The organism is Xenorhabdus eapokensis (genome assembly GCF_001908105.1).
Window position 1 is genome coordinate 113,857 of sequence record NZ_MKGQ01000005.1, and the last position, 19,246, is coordinate 133,102.

Genomic DNA, 19,246 nt, shown 5'->3' on the forward strand with positions numbered 1-19,246 from the left:
TAAATAATTTCACTTTGAAAAAAATGTTTTTCAGGCCACCTAATGGTAGGTTTTTACGCTTCTTGTGAAGTTTGTCACTATATAAACCAGATAAGCCAGCAATATAAACTGGTAACAGAAGGCTGAACTTTGTCAGCCTTCTGCTGTAGGCAGGTGTGAAAAAGGCGTTGAATGGGAATAGTGAACTAAGCGAGCCTACTTTTCTTTAAAGCCAAATAATCTAATATTCCACCTAAAAGAAAGCCCAAGGTGCCAATGATTACACTCCAGGATAACAGTGGAGATATCCACTCACCAACTTCATGCAGATATAATCTGTATTCTGGCGATATAGTGTACACCAGAGGTACTAAATGAGTGATGATAAACAGTACGCTACTGATAATTAACCAAACTATGAATATCAGGGCGGCTAATATCATGATCCCAAAGGCAAATTTATAAGCGTTCTTAAATAGTGTCCGAGGCAAAAAGTCATCATTTTGCTGGGTATAAGCCAGTGTTTTACGGCAGACAAACAACAACACAAGCCCCGGTAATCCAATAACAACAGAAAATAGATAGAACATTGGCCAGCCATAGGCTTCTGCAAACCACCCTGCTACCGGACCAACATAAACTCGGCCAACTGCGGATAATGCAGAAAGCAACGCGAACTGTGTTGCTGAAAATGATTTATTACATAAGGTCATTAAAAGAGCAACAAAAGCCGCTGTTCCCATACCGCCACAGATATTTTCCAGAAAAATCGCCGTCCCCATCAGGTAGATGTCTTTAGGGGTAATGGCCAGTATCCAATAACCGAAATTTGAAACAGTTTGAAGAATGCCAAAGATCATCAGGGCACGGAACAAGCTAAGCCGATGCATCAAATAACCGCCGTACAATGCGCCGACAATAGTTGCAGCGAGTCCGAGGGTTTTGTTGATCATACCGACTTCAGCCGGACTGAAACCAACACCACGAATAAGGAAAGGTGTGCTGAGTGAGAGAGCAAAAGCATCGGTTAGTTTGTACAGTACAATCAATAGCAGGATAAGCCAGGCATTGTTGCGGCTGAAAAAATCAAACAATGGTTCGAATACTGCCTGATGCAGTGTTTTTGGTGGTGCTGTATTGATTTCGGGTTCTTTGGCTGTAAGCGTGGCATAAACCCCAATTAACATCAATCCGGCCATAACCCAATACATATTTTGCCAGCCAATATAGGTGGCGAGTAACAAGGCTAATCCACCCGAAACCAGCATAGCTAACCGATAACCCAATACGGAAATGGCGGCACCTGATCCTCGTTCTTCCTGTGATAATAAGTCGGTCTTATAGGCATCAAAAATAATATCTTGGGAAGCTGAGAAGAATGCAACAACAACAGCCAATGCCGCAAGCCACCATAAATGCTGAGACGGTTGCAGGAATCCCATTGCTGCAATACTGGCGATCAACAAAAGTTGAGTAGCGAGCATCCACCCCCGTCGGCGTCCTAAAAAGGAGGGGGTATATCGATCCATTGCGGGTGCCCAGAGAAACTTAAAAACATAGGCTTGACCAACCAACGTGAAAAAACCGATGGTTCGGATATCAACGTTTTCGACAGTCATCCATGCTTGTAACGTTCCAGCCGTGAGGGCAAGAGGCAGGCCTGAGGCAAAGCCCAGTAATAGAAGGGTTCGATAGTTGCGTAATGCAGATAGGTTTAAATAACGGTGGTTAGTCATGGGCCTCCCAAAACTTTCTGCATATTATCTAATATTGTCAGAATTAGGCAGAAAATTTATTCGTTGTCCTGTTAGTGGACGTTTTGTTTGATAAATGTACTGATTGATGCATCCTGAGCCATGTCTGCGATCACATCAGATAAGACAGTATTGACTGCATCAGCAATTTTGGCGTTTGTTGCTGTCAATGGTCCCTGAGCATTGTAGCTGGTGCGATAATTTTTGATTTGTTTACTGCCATCTTGGGCATAAGCAATGATAGAGATTTCAGCTTTGGCTGAAATATCATGACGAAGACTGCCTTCTTTCACATTGGCATAGAGTTGATTAACAATGACCTGCAAATTGGCATTAGCGGGAGAACCAATCATATAGCCACGCGCTACCATTTGCTTTTCCAGTGCTTCTTGTAGTAAGAAACGTAAATCGCGGGAAGGAACCAACGTAACTAATCGTGCATTACGATTAATTTGAGCCAGAGCTTGAGATTGACGATGGTCGACCCCACTAATAGCGACGGTGATCGCTTTCATGGTTGGATCGGCGGGGGGCAGGGTAATTTGGGGTTGAATGGCTAATGTGTTGCCTGAGTCTGCACAGCCAGATAACCCAGATAAAAAGAAAAGCGTAATCAATGGAATAAATATTTTCTTTAGCATTTAGGTTTTCTCAATTTAAGATTCGGATACTCGATATTAATACGGATAGTTTAAACTGCCGTAATCATAGCATCGCCATTAGTAGCGGCATATCCCTGATGATTGAAACACGGTTTGAAATATTGTGAGAAATACCTGATGTAAATTCTGTTAAAGAGATTTGGTTACCTTGATGTTATAAATCACGGGAAATAATCTAGAATCAAAGATATGGTTGATAAATAACCTTTGGTAATTTAGGAGAATGGGATGGTTCGTCAAGAAATAGAAACAAAGTTACAGGCGGCATTTAAGCCTTCTCATCTGGAAGTGATCGATGAAAGTTATCGTCACAATGTGCCAGCAGGTTCTGAAAGCCATTTTAAAATTATTATTATAAGCAATGAATTTGTTGAACAAAGAATACTTAATCGCCACCGCTCAGTATATAGCGTCTTGGCTAAAGAATTAGAGGAAGGTGTACATGCTTTGGCACTACATACTTATACGGAGAAGGAGTGGGCAGAACTAGCAGACACTGTTTTGGTTTCTCCGGCGTGTCGCGGTGGAAGTACGACAACATCAAACTTGTGATTTTTTTAGCTAATCTCATAGTTTGTTTGCCTCTACTTTATTAATCTAGATTTAATTTTTGCTAACAGCCTTCGGGCTGTATTTTTGCTTATATACATATGGCATAAACAGTATCTATAAACAATATTGTGACGTAGTCATTGAGCAACGTTTATCACATAAGTCAACGAATCATGCATGCTTTTGTCTGCAATTCTCGACTCATCCTGTCTGCGTCGCTATAATGCTGCGTCTAAATTTTTAGAATGGTTTCGGGACGCTTCTGATCACAGGGATTCTCGGTTTTTAAATGCGACCGCCCCGGTTCTTAAAGAATACTGTAATTAGCTTGTTTAAGCATTGCAGTCATTCTGAAGTTGACCGAGCACTATGATTTTTTTGAGGTAACAAGATGCAAGTTTCTGTTGAAACCACTCAAGGCCTTGGGCGTCGTGTGTCAATCACCGTTCCTGCTGCCGATATCGAAAAAGCAGTTAACAGTGAGCTGGTTAATGTAGCAAAGAAAGTCCGTATCGACGGTTTTCGTAAAGGCAAAGTGCCAATGAAGATCGTTAAGCAGCGTTATGGCGCTTCTGTTCTTCAGGATGTTCTGGGTGATCTGATGCAGCGTAATTTCATCAATGCGATCATTGAGCAGAAAATTAATCCAGCAGGCGCACCAAGCTACAAACCTGAACAGTTTAAAGAAGGTGAAAACTTCACTTACGCAGTTGAATTTGAAGTTTACCCAGAAATTGAGCTGAAAGGTCTGGAAGACATTGAAGTTGAAAAACCTGTTGTTGAAGTAAAAGATGCAGACGTTGACAACATGCTGGATACGCTGCGTAAACAGCAGGCAGATTGGAAAGAAATCGATGAAGTAGCGGCTACAGAAGATCGTGTAACTGTTGATTTCACGGGTTCCATTGATGGTGAAGAATTCGAAGGCGGTAAATCAACTGATTTCGTTCTGGCAATGGGCCAGGGCCGTATGATCCCAGGTTTTGAAGAGGGTATCGTTGGTCATAAAGCAGGTGAAGAATTTACTATCGAGGTGACTTTCCCAGAAGATTACCATGCAGAAAATCTGAAAGGTAAAGCGGCGAAATTCGAGATCAACTTGAAAAAAGTTGAACAGCGTGAACTGCCAGAACTGACTGAAGAGTTCATCAAGCGTTTTGGTATTGCTGATAGCACTGTTGAAGGTTTACGTGCTGAAGTTCGCAAGAACATGGAACGTGAACTGAAAAATGCTATTCGTAACAACATCAAAACTCAGGTGCTGAACGGTCTGGTTGAGGCTAACGAAATTGAAGTTCCTGCGGCTGTTATTGATAGTGAAATCGATGTACTGCGTCGTCAGGCTGCCCAGCGTTTTGGTGGTAGCGAAAAACAAGCACTGGAACTGCCACGTGAATTGTTCGAAGAGCAGGCTAAACACCGCGTTGTTGTTGGCTTGCTGTTAGGCGAAGTTATCAGCAGCCATGAGCTGAAAGTCGAAGAAGATCGCGTTACTGCGTTGATCGAAGAGATGGCTACAGCTTATGAAGATCCAAAAGAAGTTGTTGAATACTACAGCAAAAATAAAGAAATGATGAACAATATTCGCAACATTGCTCTGGAAGAGCAGGCTGTTGAACTTGTTCTGGGCAAAGCGAAAGTTTCTGAAAAAGAAACTGGCTTCAATGAACTGATGAATCAAAATCAATTGGCATAAGTTTCATTTATTGATTGCCTGAGATGATGAAACCTCACTCTCAATGAAGTGAACCTAAGTAAACCCGCAGGCTATGCTTGCGGGTTTTTTTTATTGTTCTTGAAAAAAACAGATTTAACCTCATATCCTTTCTTACTATTATGTAAGGGCTTACTACTTTTTAGAGGGGGAAAAGCCCCTTGTTGGTTAACCTTGGATCATGGTCATCATCGCTTATCTCAAGTAGAATCAGTTATGAATGGCACCAGCGTGAGTTCTATTAGGAGACGGAAATGTCATACAGTGGCAAGCAAGATCAATATGCACCTAACATGTCTTTGGTGCCGATGGTGGTTGAACAAACAGCACGTGGTGAGCGTGCATTTGATATATTCTCCCGCCTATTAAAGGATCGTATTATTTTTCTGACTGGGCCTGTTGAAGATCATATGGCGAACTTGATCGTTGCCCAAATGCTATTCTTGGAAGCAGAAAACCCAGAAAAAGATATTCATTTATATATCAACTCACCTGGTGGGGTTATCACGGCAGGCATGTCTATTTATGACACGATGCAGTTTATCAAACCAGATGTGAGCACAATTTGTATGGGGCAGGCCTGTTCAATGGGGGCATTCCTGCTGACCGCTGGAGCAAAAGGGAAGCGTTTCTGTCTGCCAAACTCTAGGGTTATGATTCACCAGCCACTAGGTGGTTTCCAGGGACAGGCGACTGACATTGAGATCCATGCGCAGGAAATACTCAAGGTTAAAGCGCGTATGAACGAATTGATGGCGCAACATACCGGACAGCCCCTTGAGAAGATCGTTAAGGATACAGAACGCGATCGTTTCTTGTCAGCCGAAGAGTCCGTAGAATACGGGTTGGTTGATAGTATATTCACCCAGCGCAGCTAATTATTAATAATTACTTTATTACTCCGGTGCTACCTTTGCTCTGAGCGTTTTTTGATGTTGGCGCCAAACTAGGCGGAGTAATAGCGTTTTTTCTGTTATGCCGGACAAACTGGGATAACAGTTCATAAAGTGAGGTTGACTGATGACAGATAAGCGCAAAGACGGTTCAGGAAAGCTGCTGTATTGCTCTTTCTGCGGGAAAAGCCAACATGAAGTACGGAAATTAATAGCCGGCCCGTCAGTGTATATCTGCGATGAATGTGTCGATTTATGTAACGATATCATTCGCGAAGAAATTAAAGAGCTGATACCACATCGTGAGCGTAGCACATTGCCTACCCCTCATGAAATTCGCCAACATCTGGATGATTATGTTATCGGCCAGGAAACAGCGAAAAAAGTGTTAGCAGTTGCGGTTTATAACCATTACAAGAGATTGCGTAATGGTGATTCCACGAACGGTGTGGAACTCGGCAAAAGTAATATTCTGTTGATTGGCCCGACAGGTAGCGGTAAAACGTTGCTGGCAGAGACATTGGCTCGTTATTTAGACGTTCCGTTTACGATGGCTGACGCCACGACATTAACCGAAGCGGGTTATGTTGGGGAAGATGTAGAAAATATTATCCAGAAACTTCTGCAAAAATGTGACTACGATGTGCAGAAAGCACAACGTGGTATCGTGTATATTGATGAAATAGATAAAATTTCCCGTAAATCTGATAACCCATCAATTACTCGCGATGTATCAGGAGAAGGGGTTCAGCAGGCTCTGTTAAAACTGATTGAAGGCACTGTGGCTGCGGTTCCTCCTCAAGGTGGCCGTAAGCACCCACAGCAGGAATTCTTGCAAGTTGATACTTCCAAAATTCTGTTTATCTGTGGCGGTGCGTTTGCCGGCTTGGATAAAGTTGTCAGCCAGCGTTTGAATGTCAGCTCAGGTATTGGTTTCAGTGCTACAGTTAGGGGTGAATCAGAGAAAGCCACAGAAGGTGAGTTGCTGTCTGAGGTTGAACCGGAAGATTTAATTAAATTTGGGTTAATTCCTGAATTTATTGGTCGTCTGCCAGTGGTGGCAACACTGACTGAACTTAGTGAAGAAGCATTGATTCAGATCCTACAGGAACCCAAAAATGCGCTGACCAAACAGTATCAGGCCCTGTTTAACCTTGAGGGTGTTGAACTGGAGTTCAGAAAAGAAGCATTGACTGCCATAGCGAAAAAAGCAATGGCGCGTAAAACGGGTGCTCGTGGTCTTCGTTCAATTGTTGAGGGGGTTTTACTGGATACAATGTACGATCTACCATCGATGGAACATGTAGAGAAAGTTGTCGTTGATGAAACGGTTGTTGAAGATAATTCCGCACCATTATTGATATATAGCAAGCCGGATGCCCAAGTTTCTGGTGAGTGACGAAATGGAGTAGGAAGCGCCGATTATCAATACGCATTGAAAAAAACAAATGAGGGATTCTCCCTCATTTTGTTTTTTGCAGATATAGGCTATTGAATGTCAGATTCCTGTCCCCATATATTTTATATTCTTTGAAGTGAAACTCGTGAAAACCGTGTTTCACGAGATTCCTAAAACTGGCGAAAGCTAAACGAAGAGAGAGCTCTATGAATCCTGAGCGTTCCGAACGCATAGAAATCCCTGTATTGCCTTTGCGCGATGTAGTGGTTTACCCACATATGGTGATCCCTCTGTTTGTTGGGCGTGAGAAGTCGATTCATTGCCTGGAAGCAGCAATGGAGCATGACAAACAAGTCATGTTGGTCGCGCAAAAAGAAGCATCTACTGATGAGCCGGGAGTTAATGATCTTTTCTCCGTAGGCACAGTGGCTTCTGTTTTACAGATGTTAAAGTTGCCAGATGGTACAGTAAAAGTTCTGGTTGAAGGCTTGCAGCGTGCTCGCATTACCACCTTGACGGATAATGGCGAATATTTTTATGCACAAGTTGAACACCTTGAATCCCCTGACGTTGATGAACGTGAGCAAGAAGTTCTGGTAAGAACAGTAATTAACCAGTTTGAAGGTTATGTCAAACTGAATAAAAAGATCCCACCAGAAGTACTGACATCGTTACACAGTATTGAAGATGCGGCAAAACTGGCAGATACCATCGCTGCACATATGCCTTTGAAAATCAACGACAAGCAGACAGTTCTAGAAATGTCTAATGTTGTTGAGCGCATTGAATATCTGATAGCCATGATGGAATCAGAAATCGATCTGTTACAGGTAGAAAAACGTATCCGTAATCGCGTTAAAAAACAGATGGAAAAAAGCCAGCGCGAGTACTACCTGAATGAGCAAATGAAAGCGATCCAGAAAGAGTTAGGTGAGATGGATGATGCACCTGATGAATATGAGACGCTGAAACGCAAGATCGAAGACGCGAACATGCCGAAAGAGGCACGCGAAAAAGCCGAAGCTGAATTGCAGAAATTAAAGATGATGTCTCCGATGTCGGCTGAAGCAACGGTTGTTCGTAGTTACATTGACTGGATGGTGCAAGTTCCTTGGGTTTCACGTAGCAAGGTAAAAAAAGATTTAGTAAAAGCTCAGGAAGTGCTGGATATAGACCATTATGGTTTGGAGCGTGTCAAAGAGCGTATTCTGGAATATCTTGCGGTACAGAGCCGCGTTAGCAAGCTTAAGGGGCCAATACTTTGTTTGGTAGGGCCTCCTGGTGTGGGTAAAACCTCATTGGGCCGTTCTATCGCCCGTGCAACTGGACGTAAGTATGTGCGTATGGCATTGGGTGGCGTACGTGATGAAGCAGAGATCCGAGGTCATCGCCGTACCTATATTGGTTCCATGCCGGGCAAATTAATTCAGAAAATGTCCAAGGTAGGGGTTAAAAATCCGTTGTTTCTGTTGGATGAAATCGACAAAATGTCATCCGATATGCGTGGCGACCCAGCTTCAGCATTGTTAGAGGTGCTTGATCCTGAACAAAACGTAGCATTTAACGATCATTATCTCGAAGTTGATTACGATCTCTCCGATGTCATGTTCGTGGCAACATCTAACTCCATGAATATTCCTGCTCCACTGCTGGATCGTATGGAAGTCATTCGTCTATCGGGCTATACCGAAGATGAAAAACTGAATATTGCCAAACGTCATCTGCTACCAAAACAGATCGAGCGTAACGCTCTGAAGAAAGACGAATTAACTATCGATGATGGGGCAATTATTGGCATTATCCGTTACTACACTCGTGAGGCTGGCGTTCGTAGTTTGGAGCGTGAAATCTCTAAATTGTGTCGTAAAGCAGTCAAAGCATTACTGATGGATAAGAAACTTAAGCACATCGAAATTAATGCAGATAACTTGAAAAATTATCTGGGTGTGCAGAAAGTGGATTATGGCCGTGCTGATACAGAAAATCGAGTTGGTCAGGTAACTGGTCTGGCGTGGACAGAAGTAGGTGGTGATTTGCTGACGATTGAAACAGCCAGTGTACCAGGTAAAGGTAAGTTGACTTATACCGGTTCATTGGGTGAAGTAATGCAGGAATCCATCCAGGCGGCATTGACAGTGGTTCGTGCTCGTGCTGATAAACTGGGTATCAGCTCTGATTTCCATGAGAAACGTGATATTCATGTTCATGTACCGGAAGGAGCGACGCCAAAAGATGGTCCAAGTGCAGGTATTGCAATGTGCACAGCATTAGTTTCTTGCCTGACGGGAAATCCAGTGCGTGCTGACGTAGCCATGACAGGGGAAATTACTCTGCGTGGTTTAGTTCTGCCAATAGGTGGCCTAAAAGAGAAACTGCTGGCAGCGCATCGTGGGGGAATTAAAACGGTTTTGATCCCAGATGACAATAAACGAGATCTGGAAGAGATCCCACAGAATGTGATCCAAGATTTGGAGATCCATCCCGTTAAGCGTATAGAAGATGTTTTATCTATCGCTTTGCAGGAACCCGCATTTGGCGCAGAAGTAGTATCACTAAAATAGTGAGCTAACTCAAGGACTGTGTATAAAATTGAGGTTGGTGAGTAAATTCAGGCTTGCCAGCCTTTTTTTATGTTATTAAGTTAGATTAGTCTAATTATCTGATTAAAAATTTTGCTGTTCTATGATTTCTTGCTAATACTGGAAAAGGATTGATATAACGGTACAACTGCCGTGTTATCTGTTGTAAATCGGTTTCTGTAACGATAGTAATATTAAAATGGGGATGACAAGAGTGAATAAGTCACAACTGATCGACAAAATTGCTGCTGATGCCAATATTTCTAAGGCAGCAGCCGGACGTGTAGTAGATGCATTCATTTCTTCCGTATCTGGTGCATTGAAAAATGGTGATGATGTCGCTTTAGTGGGGTTCGGTACGTTTACTGTACGTGAGCGTGCTGCACGTACAGGACGCAACCCTCAGACAGGCAAGGAAATCAAGATCGCAGCAGCAAAAGTACCTGCTTTCCGAGCTGGAAAGGGTTTAAAAGACGCTGTTAATGGCTAATGAGCAGGAAACAGCCCCTGGTTTTTGTTATTGCAATAAACTTCAACTGACTAGGGTGTGTTGATAGGCTAGAATATAAGCGCATCAATTGGTTGGTGCGCTTTTTTTCTCTTAGCGTTTGAATTGTCGTAATATGACAGTTTCTTTTTCACTAAAGCGGAGTTTTACGTCTTTATGATGGACAACCTACGCACGGCGGCGAACGGTCCTGTGCTCAAAATTGTGTTGGCTCTAATTATCCTGACTTTCTTGGTGACGGGGGTAACTGGTTACCTGTCAAGCGAAAGTGGTAGTTATGCTGCCAAAGTGAATGGCCAAACCATTAGTCGTGCTCAGCTAGAGCAGGCATTTTTACAAGAAAAAAATGCTCAGCAGGAAAAGCTGGGAGATGAATTCTCAACTTTGTTAAGCGATGAACAGATGCTACAGCAGCTTCGGCGCCAATCATTGGAGAGATTGAACAATGCTACTTTGATTGAACAATATGCCCGTAAGCTGGGTTTATCAGCAAGCGATAATCAGGTTGCCCAGGAGATACGTAATCTACCGTTTCTCCAGACTGACGGCCAATTTGATAACAACAAATATCAGGAGTATTTAAGCTGGCTTGCCCATTCAAACATTAGTCCCGATAGTTTTGCGGAACAGGTTCGTCAGGAACTGATTAATCGTCAGTTAAATCAAATTGTTATAGGTGCGGAAATTGCATTGCCGCCAGAAATAAGACAGGAAGCGGCATTACTTCTGCAAGAAAGGACAGTGCGTTTTGCGACTCTTGAATTGAAGTCAATTGAAGAGAAGCAGACAGTTACCGATGAAGAGCTGAAAAAATACTATGACGCACATAGTAAGAATTTCACTGTGCCGGAAAAAGTAAAAGTTAGTTACATCAAAATGGATGCAGCTAATGAACTGAAAAATGTCACTGTATCTGATGTTGATATTGAAAAATATTATAAAAACAACCTGGCAAAATACACTAAGCCTGAACAGAAGAAGTACAGTTTTATTCAACTGGATTCAGACTCTGCCGCTAAATCGGTTTTGGATGAATTAAAGAAAGGGGCTGATTTTAGTCAATTAGCGTCAGAAAAATCGACTGACAAATTTTCTGCTCAAAAGGGGGGCGATTTGGGGTGGATGGAAGAAAGTTCTTTGCCTAATGAACTCAAATCGGTGAATTTGACACAGAAGGGGCAACTTTCTGATGTGGTCAAATTATCTCATGGATATGCAATTTTCCGTTTAGATGATATTAAGCCCCAGGAAGTCAAACCATTGACTGATGTAAGCCCGGAAATAGGAAAAATTGTTAAGCAGGAAAAAGCGATTGATGCGTTCTATGCATTACAGAGAAAAGTGAGTGATGCGGCAGCGAATGATAATGAATCTTTAACAGCAGCAGAAAAAGCAGCAGGTTATCAAGCTGTGATCACTGACTGGTTTGATCGCGATCATGTTCCGACTGACATTAATTTCAACCAAGTTGTTCAGGCTATTTTCTCTGGCAATTTGATTGATGACAAAGGGGCGACAGGAATTAACTCTGATGTCATTTCGGTTGAAGGTGACAGAGCTTTTATTCTGCGTGTTGACGACGTGAAGCCTGAGACAGTCCAATCATTTGAACAGGCTAAACCTGAAGTTACTGAATTGGTGAAACGTCAGAAAGCAGAAAAGCAACTTCAAATTGAAAGTGAAAAATTACTGGCTACTCTGAAAGAGGGCAAAGGTGAGCCAGCATTGAAAGCTGCGGGAATTCAGTTTGAGCAACCTACCGTGATAAAACATCTATCACAAACCAATCAGGCTACCGATGTGGCATTCACGTTACCTCATCCTAAAGAGGGTAAACCTGTATATGGATTAGCCCAAGATGAACTGGGTAACGCTGTACTTATCCAATTAGATAAAGTGGTTCCGGGATCTGTTACCGATGATCTGCTCAAACAATATATGGCGGGTTATCAATATCAGACAGGTAATATCATGCTGGAGTCACTGATAATGAATTTACGTGACAATGCGGATATTAAATTCGGTCAACTGGATTAAAATTGCGAAGCTACTCGCATCTGTTTTTGCAAAATAGTAATTGAAAAAGGCCACTCTCGTGGCCTTTCGCATATCCAAATCTTGCTTGTTGCCCAAAAATATTGTTGTGGCAATCTTTCTTTCACCAACAAAACATGCACCAATAAAACATGGAGAGATTTACATGAAATATTTAAGGATATTATTCAATTCACTTATGATGGCATTGTGTATCAGCATATCGTTAACTCATGCAGCTACCGTTGATGAATCTACTGATAAAATGGTGAAACAATCGGTTAAAACCACCGTTGAAGACAATCAGGTGAAAAAGGGAGGAGAGCAAGTTTCAGGCCAACAGATACAGGGAAAGGGTGTTGTTAATATTAATACTGCAAATGCTGAAGAATTAGCAAAAGAACTCAATGGGATTGGCACCAAAAAAGCACAGGCGATTATTGAGTATCGTGAAAAATATGGTCCTTTTACAGCAATGGAACAATTACAGGAAGTACAAGGTATTGGTCCGATTTTTATAGAGAAAAATCGGGATAAATTGACTTATTAAGTGGTCAGGCCCTCTTGTGAATTGGCAGTAATTTAATCAAGAGGGCTGTGATATCGATCAAGAATCATTGATTAAACACTATTGTAATTAAATTGTTTTGCTATTGTTATGTTTTGTCTGGTCGGATGAGTGTAAGGAAAAAAATAGCAATGAGCACGATTATCAAAGTCAGGGGTTACCATATTGATCTTTTCCAGCATGTGAACAATGCGCGTTATTTGGAATTTATGGAAGCCGCTCGCTGGGATCTACTCACTGAAGATGACACGTTGGAATGGTTAAATCGTAAAAATATTGGTTTTGTTGTGGTGAATATCAATATTAATTATCGCCATCCAGCAGTGATTACAGATGAGCTGGAAGTGAAATCTTCGATGCAAGAGTTACGTAACAAAAGTGGTACATTTTTTCAGGAGATTATACGCCGGAGTGATAATCAAATTATTGCAGATGCTTTAACTACATTTGCTTGTATTGATTTGAAAACGCAAAAAGCATTGGTTTTAGACGGTGAATTACGAGAAAGAATGGAATCATATAAAAATAATGCCGAATCGCTATAAGATAAACATGTTGAATGAGAGGTTCGTGGAACCTCTCACAGATAACATGACTGAAATAAAACGTTTTGACTAACTGAGATGTGTTTTGGACTTCATATCTAGCATCGTGGCTTGGGCATTGCTTAAATAATGATTTAGTCCTTTAGCTCGGAGGTGGCAGGCAGCGCATTCACCGCATCCATCGCCCTGAATCCCGTTATAGCACGTAAGGGTTTCATTGCGAACAAAGTCCAATTTTTGATAATAATCTGCCAATGCCCAGGTTTCCGCCTTGTTTAACCACATTAGAGGAGTTTCGAAACGAATATCACGAGCGATACCAAGGCTGACTGCTTTATTGAGAGCCTTGACAAATTCATCGCGACAATCTGGGTAACCCGAAAAATCTGTTTCACAAACGCCAGTAATAACGACTTCAGCTTCAACCTGATAAGCATAAATGGCCGCCAGAGTTAGAAATAATATATTACGGCCAGGCACAAAAGTACTTGGGAGGCCGCTTTTTTCACTTTCACTGAAATCGGGTACAGGAATATTGTCTCTAGTCAGGCTACTGATTGCGAGCTCATTCAATAAAGTAACATCAAGTACTTTGTGGGCAGCAGCTCCCAATTCTTTGCTTATACGACAAGCTACATCAATTTCAGCACGATGACGCTGTCCATAATCAAAGGTGACGCAGTGAACTTCGTCATATTGGTGTAATGCCTGAATTAAACAAGTGCTAGAATCCTGTCCACCACTGAATACAACAACGGCTCGTTTCATGATACCTACCTCTGTAAATTGAAGGAGATATGTTACTCATAACCGTTTAACTTGGGTAGTTGTGTTAGATACTGTGTGACATCACCAATATTATTGTGAACCCACTCTGGGTTGTAATAAGTATCAAGGTAGCGTTCTCCACTATCACAGAGTAATGTCACAATTGCCCCTTGTTGGTTGTTATCGTACATTTGCCTGGCGAGTTGTAAAGCTCCCCAGACGTTAGTTCCTGTTGATGCCCCAGTTTTTCTGCCAATCAATTTTTCAAGCCAATAAATGGTAGCAATTGTGGCAGGATCGGGAACTTGGATCATGTCATCGATAACCGTAGGAATAAAAGAAGGCTCTGCGCGTGGGCGGCCAATCCCTTCTATTTTGCTGCCAATACTTCCGCAAATATCACGGCGGTTCTGATGGTAGCAATCGTAGAAGACGGAGTTCTCTGGATCGACAACAATGAGTTTAGTGTTATATCCCTGATAACGGATATAACGACCAAGTGTCGCAGATGTGCCACCCGTTCCTGCACTCATAACGATGTAAGTTGGTTCAGGAAAAGGCTCTAGTTGCATCTGGCGGAAAATACTTTCTGCAATATTATTGTTTCCTCGCCAGTCAGTTGCTCGTTCGGCATAGGTAAACTGATCCATGTAATGGCCATTAAGCTCTTTCGCCAGGCGCTCTGATTCTTGATAAATCAAGGCGGAATGCTCTACAAAATGGCATTTACCGCCATAGAATTCGATCTCTTGAATTTTACGCTTAGCAGTACAGGAAGGCATAACTGCAATAAATGGTAAACCCAGTAAGCGGGCAAAATAAGCTTCCGAAACAGCAGTACTTCCAGATGAAGCTTCAATAATAGGCGTTCCTTCCTGAATCCAACCATTAGTGAGAGCATAAAGGAATAGGGAACGAGCAAGCCGATGTTTGAGGCTACCAGTGGGATGAGTGCTCTCATCTTTGAGGTAGAGGTGAATACCCGGAAATATGGGGAGGTTAAGACGAATGAGATGTGTATCAGCGCTGCGTTGATAATCAGCTTGGATAGCTTTTATGGCATTTGTAGCCCATAAAGACGACATAAATTGACCCTAAATAACAATACCGTGGTGGTATATAGATTACCCTTACATTCGGAGAAATAGATTGTTATTTTTCTGAAATAATCCGTTATATTTGGGAAATATTTCTATAGGATTTAGATATGTTAGATAAAATAGATCGTAAGCTACTGGAACTGCTTCAACAGGATTGTAGTCTATCCTTAAACGCACTGGCTGAAGCCGTTAATTTGACTTCGACACCTTGTTGGAAACGCCTTAAACGACTTGAAGATGAAGGTTATATTGTTGGTAAGGTTGCCTTGTTAAATGGAGAAAAACTCGGCTTGGGTTTGACAGTGATAGTGATGATTAAAACTCAACAACACAGCAGTGAATGGTATGAACAGTTTGTCTCCTTTGTAAAAGAGATGCCAGAAGTCTTAACATTTTATCGAATGGCTGGTGAGTATGATTACCTGATGCACATAGAAGTTGTTGATATGAAAAGTTATGATCGTTTCTATAAACGCATGGTAAATGGGGTATCTGGTTTGATTGACGTTACTTCTAACTTTGCTATGGAAAAGATCAAATATACAACGGCGCTGCCAATACCAGATTCAGTCACTTCATAAAGATCCCTTTGGTCGGTAGGTGCTAACTCTTTCATTTTTACCTTGGGAATAGATGTGTGAGATTATTTTCACAATTAAGCTGGTATTTTATCAGTGAGTGGCGGCGCTATGTAGGGGCTGTCATTTTTCTCGTTTTGGTTGCAGTACTGCAACTTATTCCTCCCCGCTTAGTTGGGTTGATTGTTGACGGTATTAGCACAAAAACAATGACCTTTCGTCAGCTATTGATATGGCTGGGGCTAATGCTATTCATTGCTTTGGCTATCTATGGCCTGCGATATGTTTGGCGTGTATGGTTGTTCGGTGCTTCTTATCGGCTAGCTGTTAAATTGCGTAGTGACTTCTATTGGCGTCTGAGTAGCCAAAATCCTGAATTTTATTTGCGTCATAGAACTGGCGATCTCATGGCTCGCGCAACAAATGATGTTAACAGAGTTGTTTTTGCCGCAGGTGAGGGCGTTCTTACTTTGGTTGATGCTTTAGTCATGGGATGTTCTGTCCTAATTGTAATGAGCGTGAATATTAGCTGGCAATTAACATTGTTATCACTAGTGCCGATGCCCATTATGGCTTTGGTGATTCAGCATTATGGCAATCAGCTTCATCATCGTTTTAAATCTGCGCAAGGCGCATTCTCTGCCCTGAATAACCATGCACATGAAAGTTTGACTAGTATCCGCATGATAAAAGCGTTTGGGCTGGAGGATCTGCAATCCAATCAGTTTGAAGAAGTTGCTATTGATGCCGGGCGTAAGAATATGCGTGTTGCACGTATAGATGCGCGTTTTAATCCTACTATTTTCATTTCTATCACTATTTCAAATCTCCTGGCTGTTGGTGGAGGGAGTTGGATGGTGGTGAATGGCTCCATGACCCTTGGCGAACTAACCAGTTTTGTAATGTATCTGGGATTGATGATATGGCCTATGTTGGCATTGGCATGGATGTTCAACATTGTTGAGAGAGGAAGTGCCGCTTACGCACGTATCCACAGTTTGTTGCAGGAACCACTGGTAACCGAAGATGGCGTGTTGTCTTTATCTTCAGAGCGGGGGAGCTTGCAGGTAAGTATCAACAAATTTATTTATCCTCAAAGTGATAAACTTGTTTTGGAAAATGTCCATTTTCAACTAGAACCTGGTCAGTTATTGGGGCTTTGCGGATCAACAGGGGCAGGGAAGAGTACTTTATTGGCTTTATTGCAACGGCAGTTTGATGTAACCGATGGAGCTATTCTTTTCCAGTCAAAAAATATCTCAGCTCTTCGAATGGAAGGTTGGCGTTCACGATTGGCTATTGTCAACCAAACTCCTTTTCTGTTTTCGGATACGGTTGCAGGTAATATTGCGTTGGGACGGCCTGATGCTACCCAAAAGCAAATAGAGGAAGTCGCTCGTTTAGCAAGTGTACATGATGATATTTTGCAACTGCCTCAAGGTTATCAAACGGAAGTTGGAGAACGCGGTGTGATGCTTTCAGGAGGGCAAAAACAGCGTATATCCATTGCCAGAGCCCTGCTGTTAGATACGGAGATTTTAATCCTTGATGATGCTCTGTCAGCCGTTGATGGGCACACGGAACACCAGATTATGAAAAACCTTAGCCAATGGCGGCAACAGCGTACTGTTATTATCAGTGCGCACCGACTGTCGGCATTAACAGAAGCAGATAATATTTTGGTTATGCAGCATGGCACGATTGTACAACAAGGCCAGCATAAGCAACTTATCGCCCAATCAGGCTGGTATTCCGATATGTACTATTACCAACAACTAGAAGCTGAATTGGGTGGAGAAAATGACTAAAACTCATATAGGTAAGCTATGGCCATCATTAAAGCGTTTGCTTTCTTACGGTAAAAATTACCGCAAACCGATGCTAATTGCTGTATTAATGTTATGGGTTGCTGCATTGGCAGAAGTCAGCGGGCCTCTGCTTGTAAGCTATTTTATTGACAATATGGTTGCAACGGGGAATTTGCCGCTCGATATTGTCAGTGGACTTGCGGCAGTATTCTTGATTTTGCAGATTATTGTTGCCGTTTTACACTATTATCAAACATTATTTTTTAATCAGGCATCTGTGGGAGTGGTGCAAAAGCTTCGTACTGATGTGATGGATTCAGCATTACGTCAGCCATTAAGTTCGTTTGATAATCAACCAGTTGGACAACTGATATCCCGCGTAACAAATGATACTGAGGTCATTAAAGATCTGTTTGTGAATGTGATTCCAATGGTATTTCACTGTGCGGCATTAATTGGTTCCATGTTGATAGCCATGTTTGTTTTAAATTGGCGTATGGCATGTGTTGCGATCTTAATATTTCCAGCAGTTTTGCTTGTAATGGTTATCTATCAGCGCCTTAGTACCCCCATCGTTAGGCGGGTTCGCGGTTATCTGGCTGACATTAACGATGGCTTCAATGAAGTCATTAATGGAATGAGTGTGATTCAACAGTTTCGTCAGCAAGCTCGTTTTGGTGAGAAAATGTTGGCTGCCAACCGAGCACATTATCAGGCTCGTATGCAGGCGTTACGGTTAGATGGCATCTTATTAAGGCCATTATTGAGTTTCTTCTCTGCAGCAACATTGTGTGGTTTGCTGTTATTGTTTGGCATCAAAGGCACTGAGGCTATCGGCGTGGGTGTACTGTACGCCTTTATTAACTATCTTGGTCGATTGAATGAACCATTGATTGAGTTGACCTCACAACAATCTGTGTTGCAGCAAGCCGTGGTTTCAGGCGAACGTGTTTTCGAACTGATGGATAGTCCACAGCAGCAATATGGCAATGATTTGCGAGCGTTAGAGAGTGGCAGAATTGATATTGAAAACTTAAATTTTTCCTATCACAGTGACAAACTGGTCTTGAATGATATTAACCTGCATGTTCCACCACATGGGTTTGTGGCTCTGGTCGGGCATACAGGGAGTGGAAAAAGCACCTTGGCTAATTTAATTATGGGGTACTATCCGTGGCAAGATGGTGAAATTTATCTTGATGGGCACCCCATCTCTTCGCTTTCTCACGCAGTGCTGCGTAATGGGGTGGCAATGGTGCAGCAAGACCCGGTTGTTCTGGCAACTTCATTTCTCAACAATATCTCGCTAGGGCGGGATATCAGCGAAGAGAAAATATGGGAAGTATTAGAATTGGTTCAATTGGCTGATTTTGTTCGTAATTTACCAGATGGTTTGAACTCCGTTTTAGGAGAACAAGGGAATACACTTTCAGCAGGCCAAAAACAGCTTTTAGCAATGGCCAGGGTTTTAGTGCAAACGCCACAGATCCTGATTTTGGATGAAGCAACCGCGAATATTGATTCTGGGACAGAGCAATCCATACAGAAAGCTTTGAAAATGATCCGCCAACAGACGACATTGGTGGTGATTGCTCATCGTCTTTCAACCATTACTGAGGCTGATGCCATATTAGTGCTACATCGTGGTGCAATTGCTGAACAAGGCCAGCACCAACAACTACTGGAAAAGCGTGGACGCTATTATCAAATGTACCAGCTCCAGCAAGTTAGTGAGACGTTAAATGAATCAGTGCACGTTTAGTGTGCATATTTAAGATGCGTATAGGGAGCAGATGTATTTTCTG

The 19,246-nt window shown here is 42.2% G+C and carries 16 protein-coding genes; 12 read left to right on the top strand and 4 right to left on the bottom strand.

Annotated elements, in window-relative coordinates; all coding sequences use genetic code 11:
- Positions 1 to 185 precede the first annotated feature (185 nt).
- A complete protein-coding gene (gene ampG / locus Xedl_RS05735) occupies positions 186 to 1,715 on the bottom strand; it encodes a muropeptide MFS transporter AmpG (protein ID WP_074022865.1) in 1,530 nt (509 codons plus the stop codon).
- A gap of 71 nt (positions 1,716 to 1,786) precedes the next feature.
- A complete protein-coding gene (locus tag Xedl_RS05740; RefSeq protein ID WP_074022866.1) occupies positions 1,787 to 2,374 on the bottom strand; it encodes a lipoprotein in 588 nt (195 codons plus the stop codon).
- 249 nt (positions 2,375 to 2,623) lie between these two features.
- Here Xedl_RS05740 and bolA point away from each other — a divergent pair, with 249 nt between their 5' ends.
- The 9 genes from bolA to Xedl_RS05785 all read left to right on the top strand — a co-directional run bounded on the left by bolA (position 2,624) and on the right by Xedl_RS05785 (position 13,187).
- Positions 2,624 to 2,947, top strand: coding sequence for a transcriptional regulator BolA (bolA, locus tag Xedl_RS05745; RefSeq protein ID WP_074022867.1), 324 nt, complete (start codon positions 2,624 to 2,626; stop codon positions 2,945 to 2,947).
- 391 nt (positions 2,948 to 3,338) lie between these two features.
- Complete coding sequence (tig, locus tag Xedl_RS05750) at positions 3,339 to 4,643, top strand: trigger factor (RefSeq protein WP_074022868.1); 1,305 nt, start codon at positions 3,339 to 3,341, stop codon at positions 4,641 to 4,643.
- Between the two features lie 272 nt (positions 4,644 to 4,915).
- Entirely contained in the window at positions 4,916 to 5,539 is a 624-nt protein-coding gene (clpP, locus tag Xedl_RS05755) for an ATP-dependent Clp endopeptidase proteolytic subunit ClpP (protein WP_074019295.1), read from the top strand.
- 142 nt (positions 5,540 to 5,681) lie between these two features.
- A complete protein-coding gene (clpX, locus tag Xedl_RS05760) occupies positions 5,682 to 6,953 on the top strand; it encodes an ATP-dependent protease ATP-binding subunit ClpX (protein ID WP_074022869.1) in 1,272 nt (423 codons plus the stop codon).
- Between the two features lie 206 nt (positions 6,954 to 7,159).
- Positions 7,160 to 9,514 (top strand): endopeptidase La, encoded by a 2,355-nt coding sequence (gene lon, locus Xedl_RS05765; protein WP_074022870.1) that lies wholly within the window; start codon positions 7,160 to 7,162, stop codon positions 9,512 to 9,514.
- A gap of 232 nt (positions 9,515 to 9,746) precedes the next feature.
- Entirely contained in the window at positions 9,747 to 10,022 is a 276-nt protein-coding gene (hupB, locus tag Xedl_RS05770; protein ID WP_167366715.1) for a nucleoid-associated protein HU-beta, read from the top strand.
- 174 nt (positions 10,023 to 10,196) lie between these two features.
- Entirely contained in the window at positions 10,197 to 12,077 is a 1,881-nt protein-coding gene (gene ppiD, locus Xedl_RS05775) for a peptidylprolyl isomerase (RefSeq protein ID WP_074022872.1), read from the top strand.
- A 163-nt stretch (positions 12,078 to 12,240) separates the two neighbouring features.
- A complete protein-coding gene (locus Xedl_RS05780; RefSeq protein WP_074022873.1) occupies positions 12,241 to 12,624 on the top strand; it encodes a ComEA family DNA-binding protein in 384 nt (127 codons plus the stop codon).
- Positions 12,625 to 12,773: 149 nt separating this feature from the next.
- Positions 12,774 to 13,187 (top strand): acyl-CoA thioesterase, encoded by a 414-nt coding sequence (locus tag Xedl_RS05785; protein WP_074022874.1) that lies wholly within the window; start codon positions 12,774 to 12,776, stop codon positions 13,185 to 13,187.
- A gap of 69 nt (positions 13,188 to 13,256) precedes the next feature.
- Here the strand turns inward: Xedl_RS05785 and queC are convergent, their stop codons facing one another.
- Positions 13,257 to 13,955: a 7-cyano-7-deazaguanine synthase QueC gene (gene queC / locus Xedl_RS05790; RefSeq protein WP_074022875.1), complete on the bottom strand. Its 699-nt coding sequence runs from the start codon at positions 13,953 to 13,955 to the stop codon at positions 13,257 to 13,259.
- Between the two features lie 32 nt (positions 13,956 to 13,987).
- The gene (locus Xedl_RS05795) at positions 13,988 to 15,040 is read right to left on the bottom strand and encodes a PLP-dependent cysteine synthase family protein (protein WP_074022876.1); all 1,053 of its coding nucleotides are present in this window, start codon (positions 15,038 to 15,040) and stop codon (positions 13,988 to 13,990) included.
- Between the two features lie 122 nt (positions 15,041 to 15,162).
- Here Xedl_RS05795 and Xedl_RS05800 point away from each other — a divergent pair, with 122 nt between their 5' ends.
- Genes Xedl_RS05800 through Xedl_RS05810 form a run of 3 tightly spaced genes read left to right on the top strand, consistent with a single transcriptional unit; the run spans position 15,163 to position 19,203 of the window.
- Positions 15,163 to 15,636: an Lrp/AsnC family transcriptional regulator gene (locus Xedl_RS05800; RefSeq protein ID WP_074022877.1), complete on the top strand. Its 474-nt coding sequence runs from the start codon at positions 15,163 to 15,165 to the stop codon at positions 15,634 to 15,636.
- A gap of 56 nt (positions 15,637 to 15,692) precedes the next feature.
- Complete coding sequence (locus Xedl_RS05805) at positions 15,693 to 17,441, top strand: SmdA family multidrug ABC transporter permease/ATP-binding protein (RefSeq protein WP_074022878.1); 1,749 nt, start codon at positions 15,693 to 15,695, stop codon at positions 17,439 to 17,441.
- Positions 17,434 to 19,203 (top strand): SmdB family multidrug efflux ABC transporter permease/ATP-binding protein, encoded by a 1,770-nt coding sequence (locus Xedl_RS05810; protein ID WP_074022879.1) that lies wholly within the window; start codon positions 17,434 to 17,436, stop codon positions 19,201 to 19,203. Before Xedl_RS05805 ends, Xedl_RS05810 begins: the two co-directional genes overlap by 8 nt.
- Positions 19,204 to 19,246 lie beyond the last annotated feature (43 nt).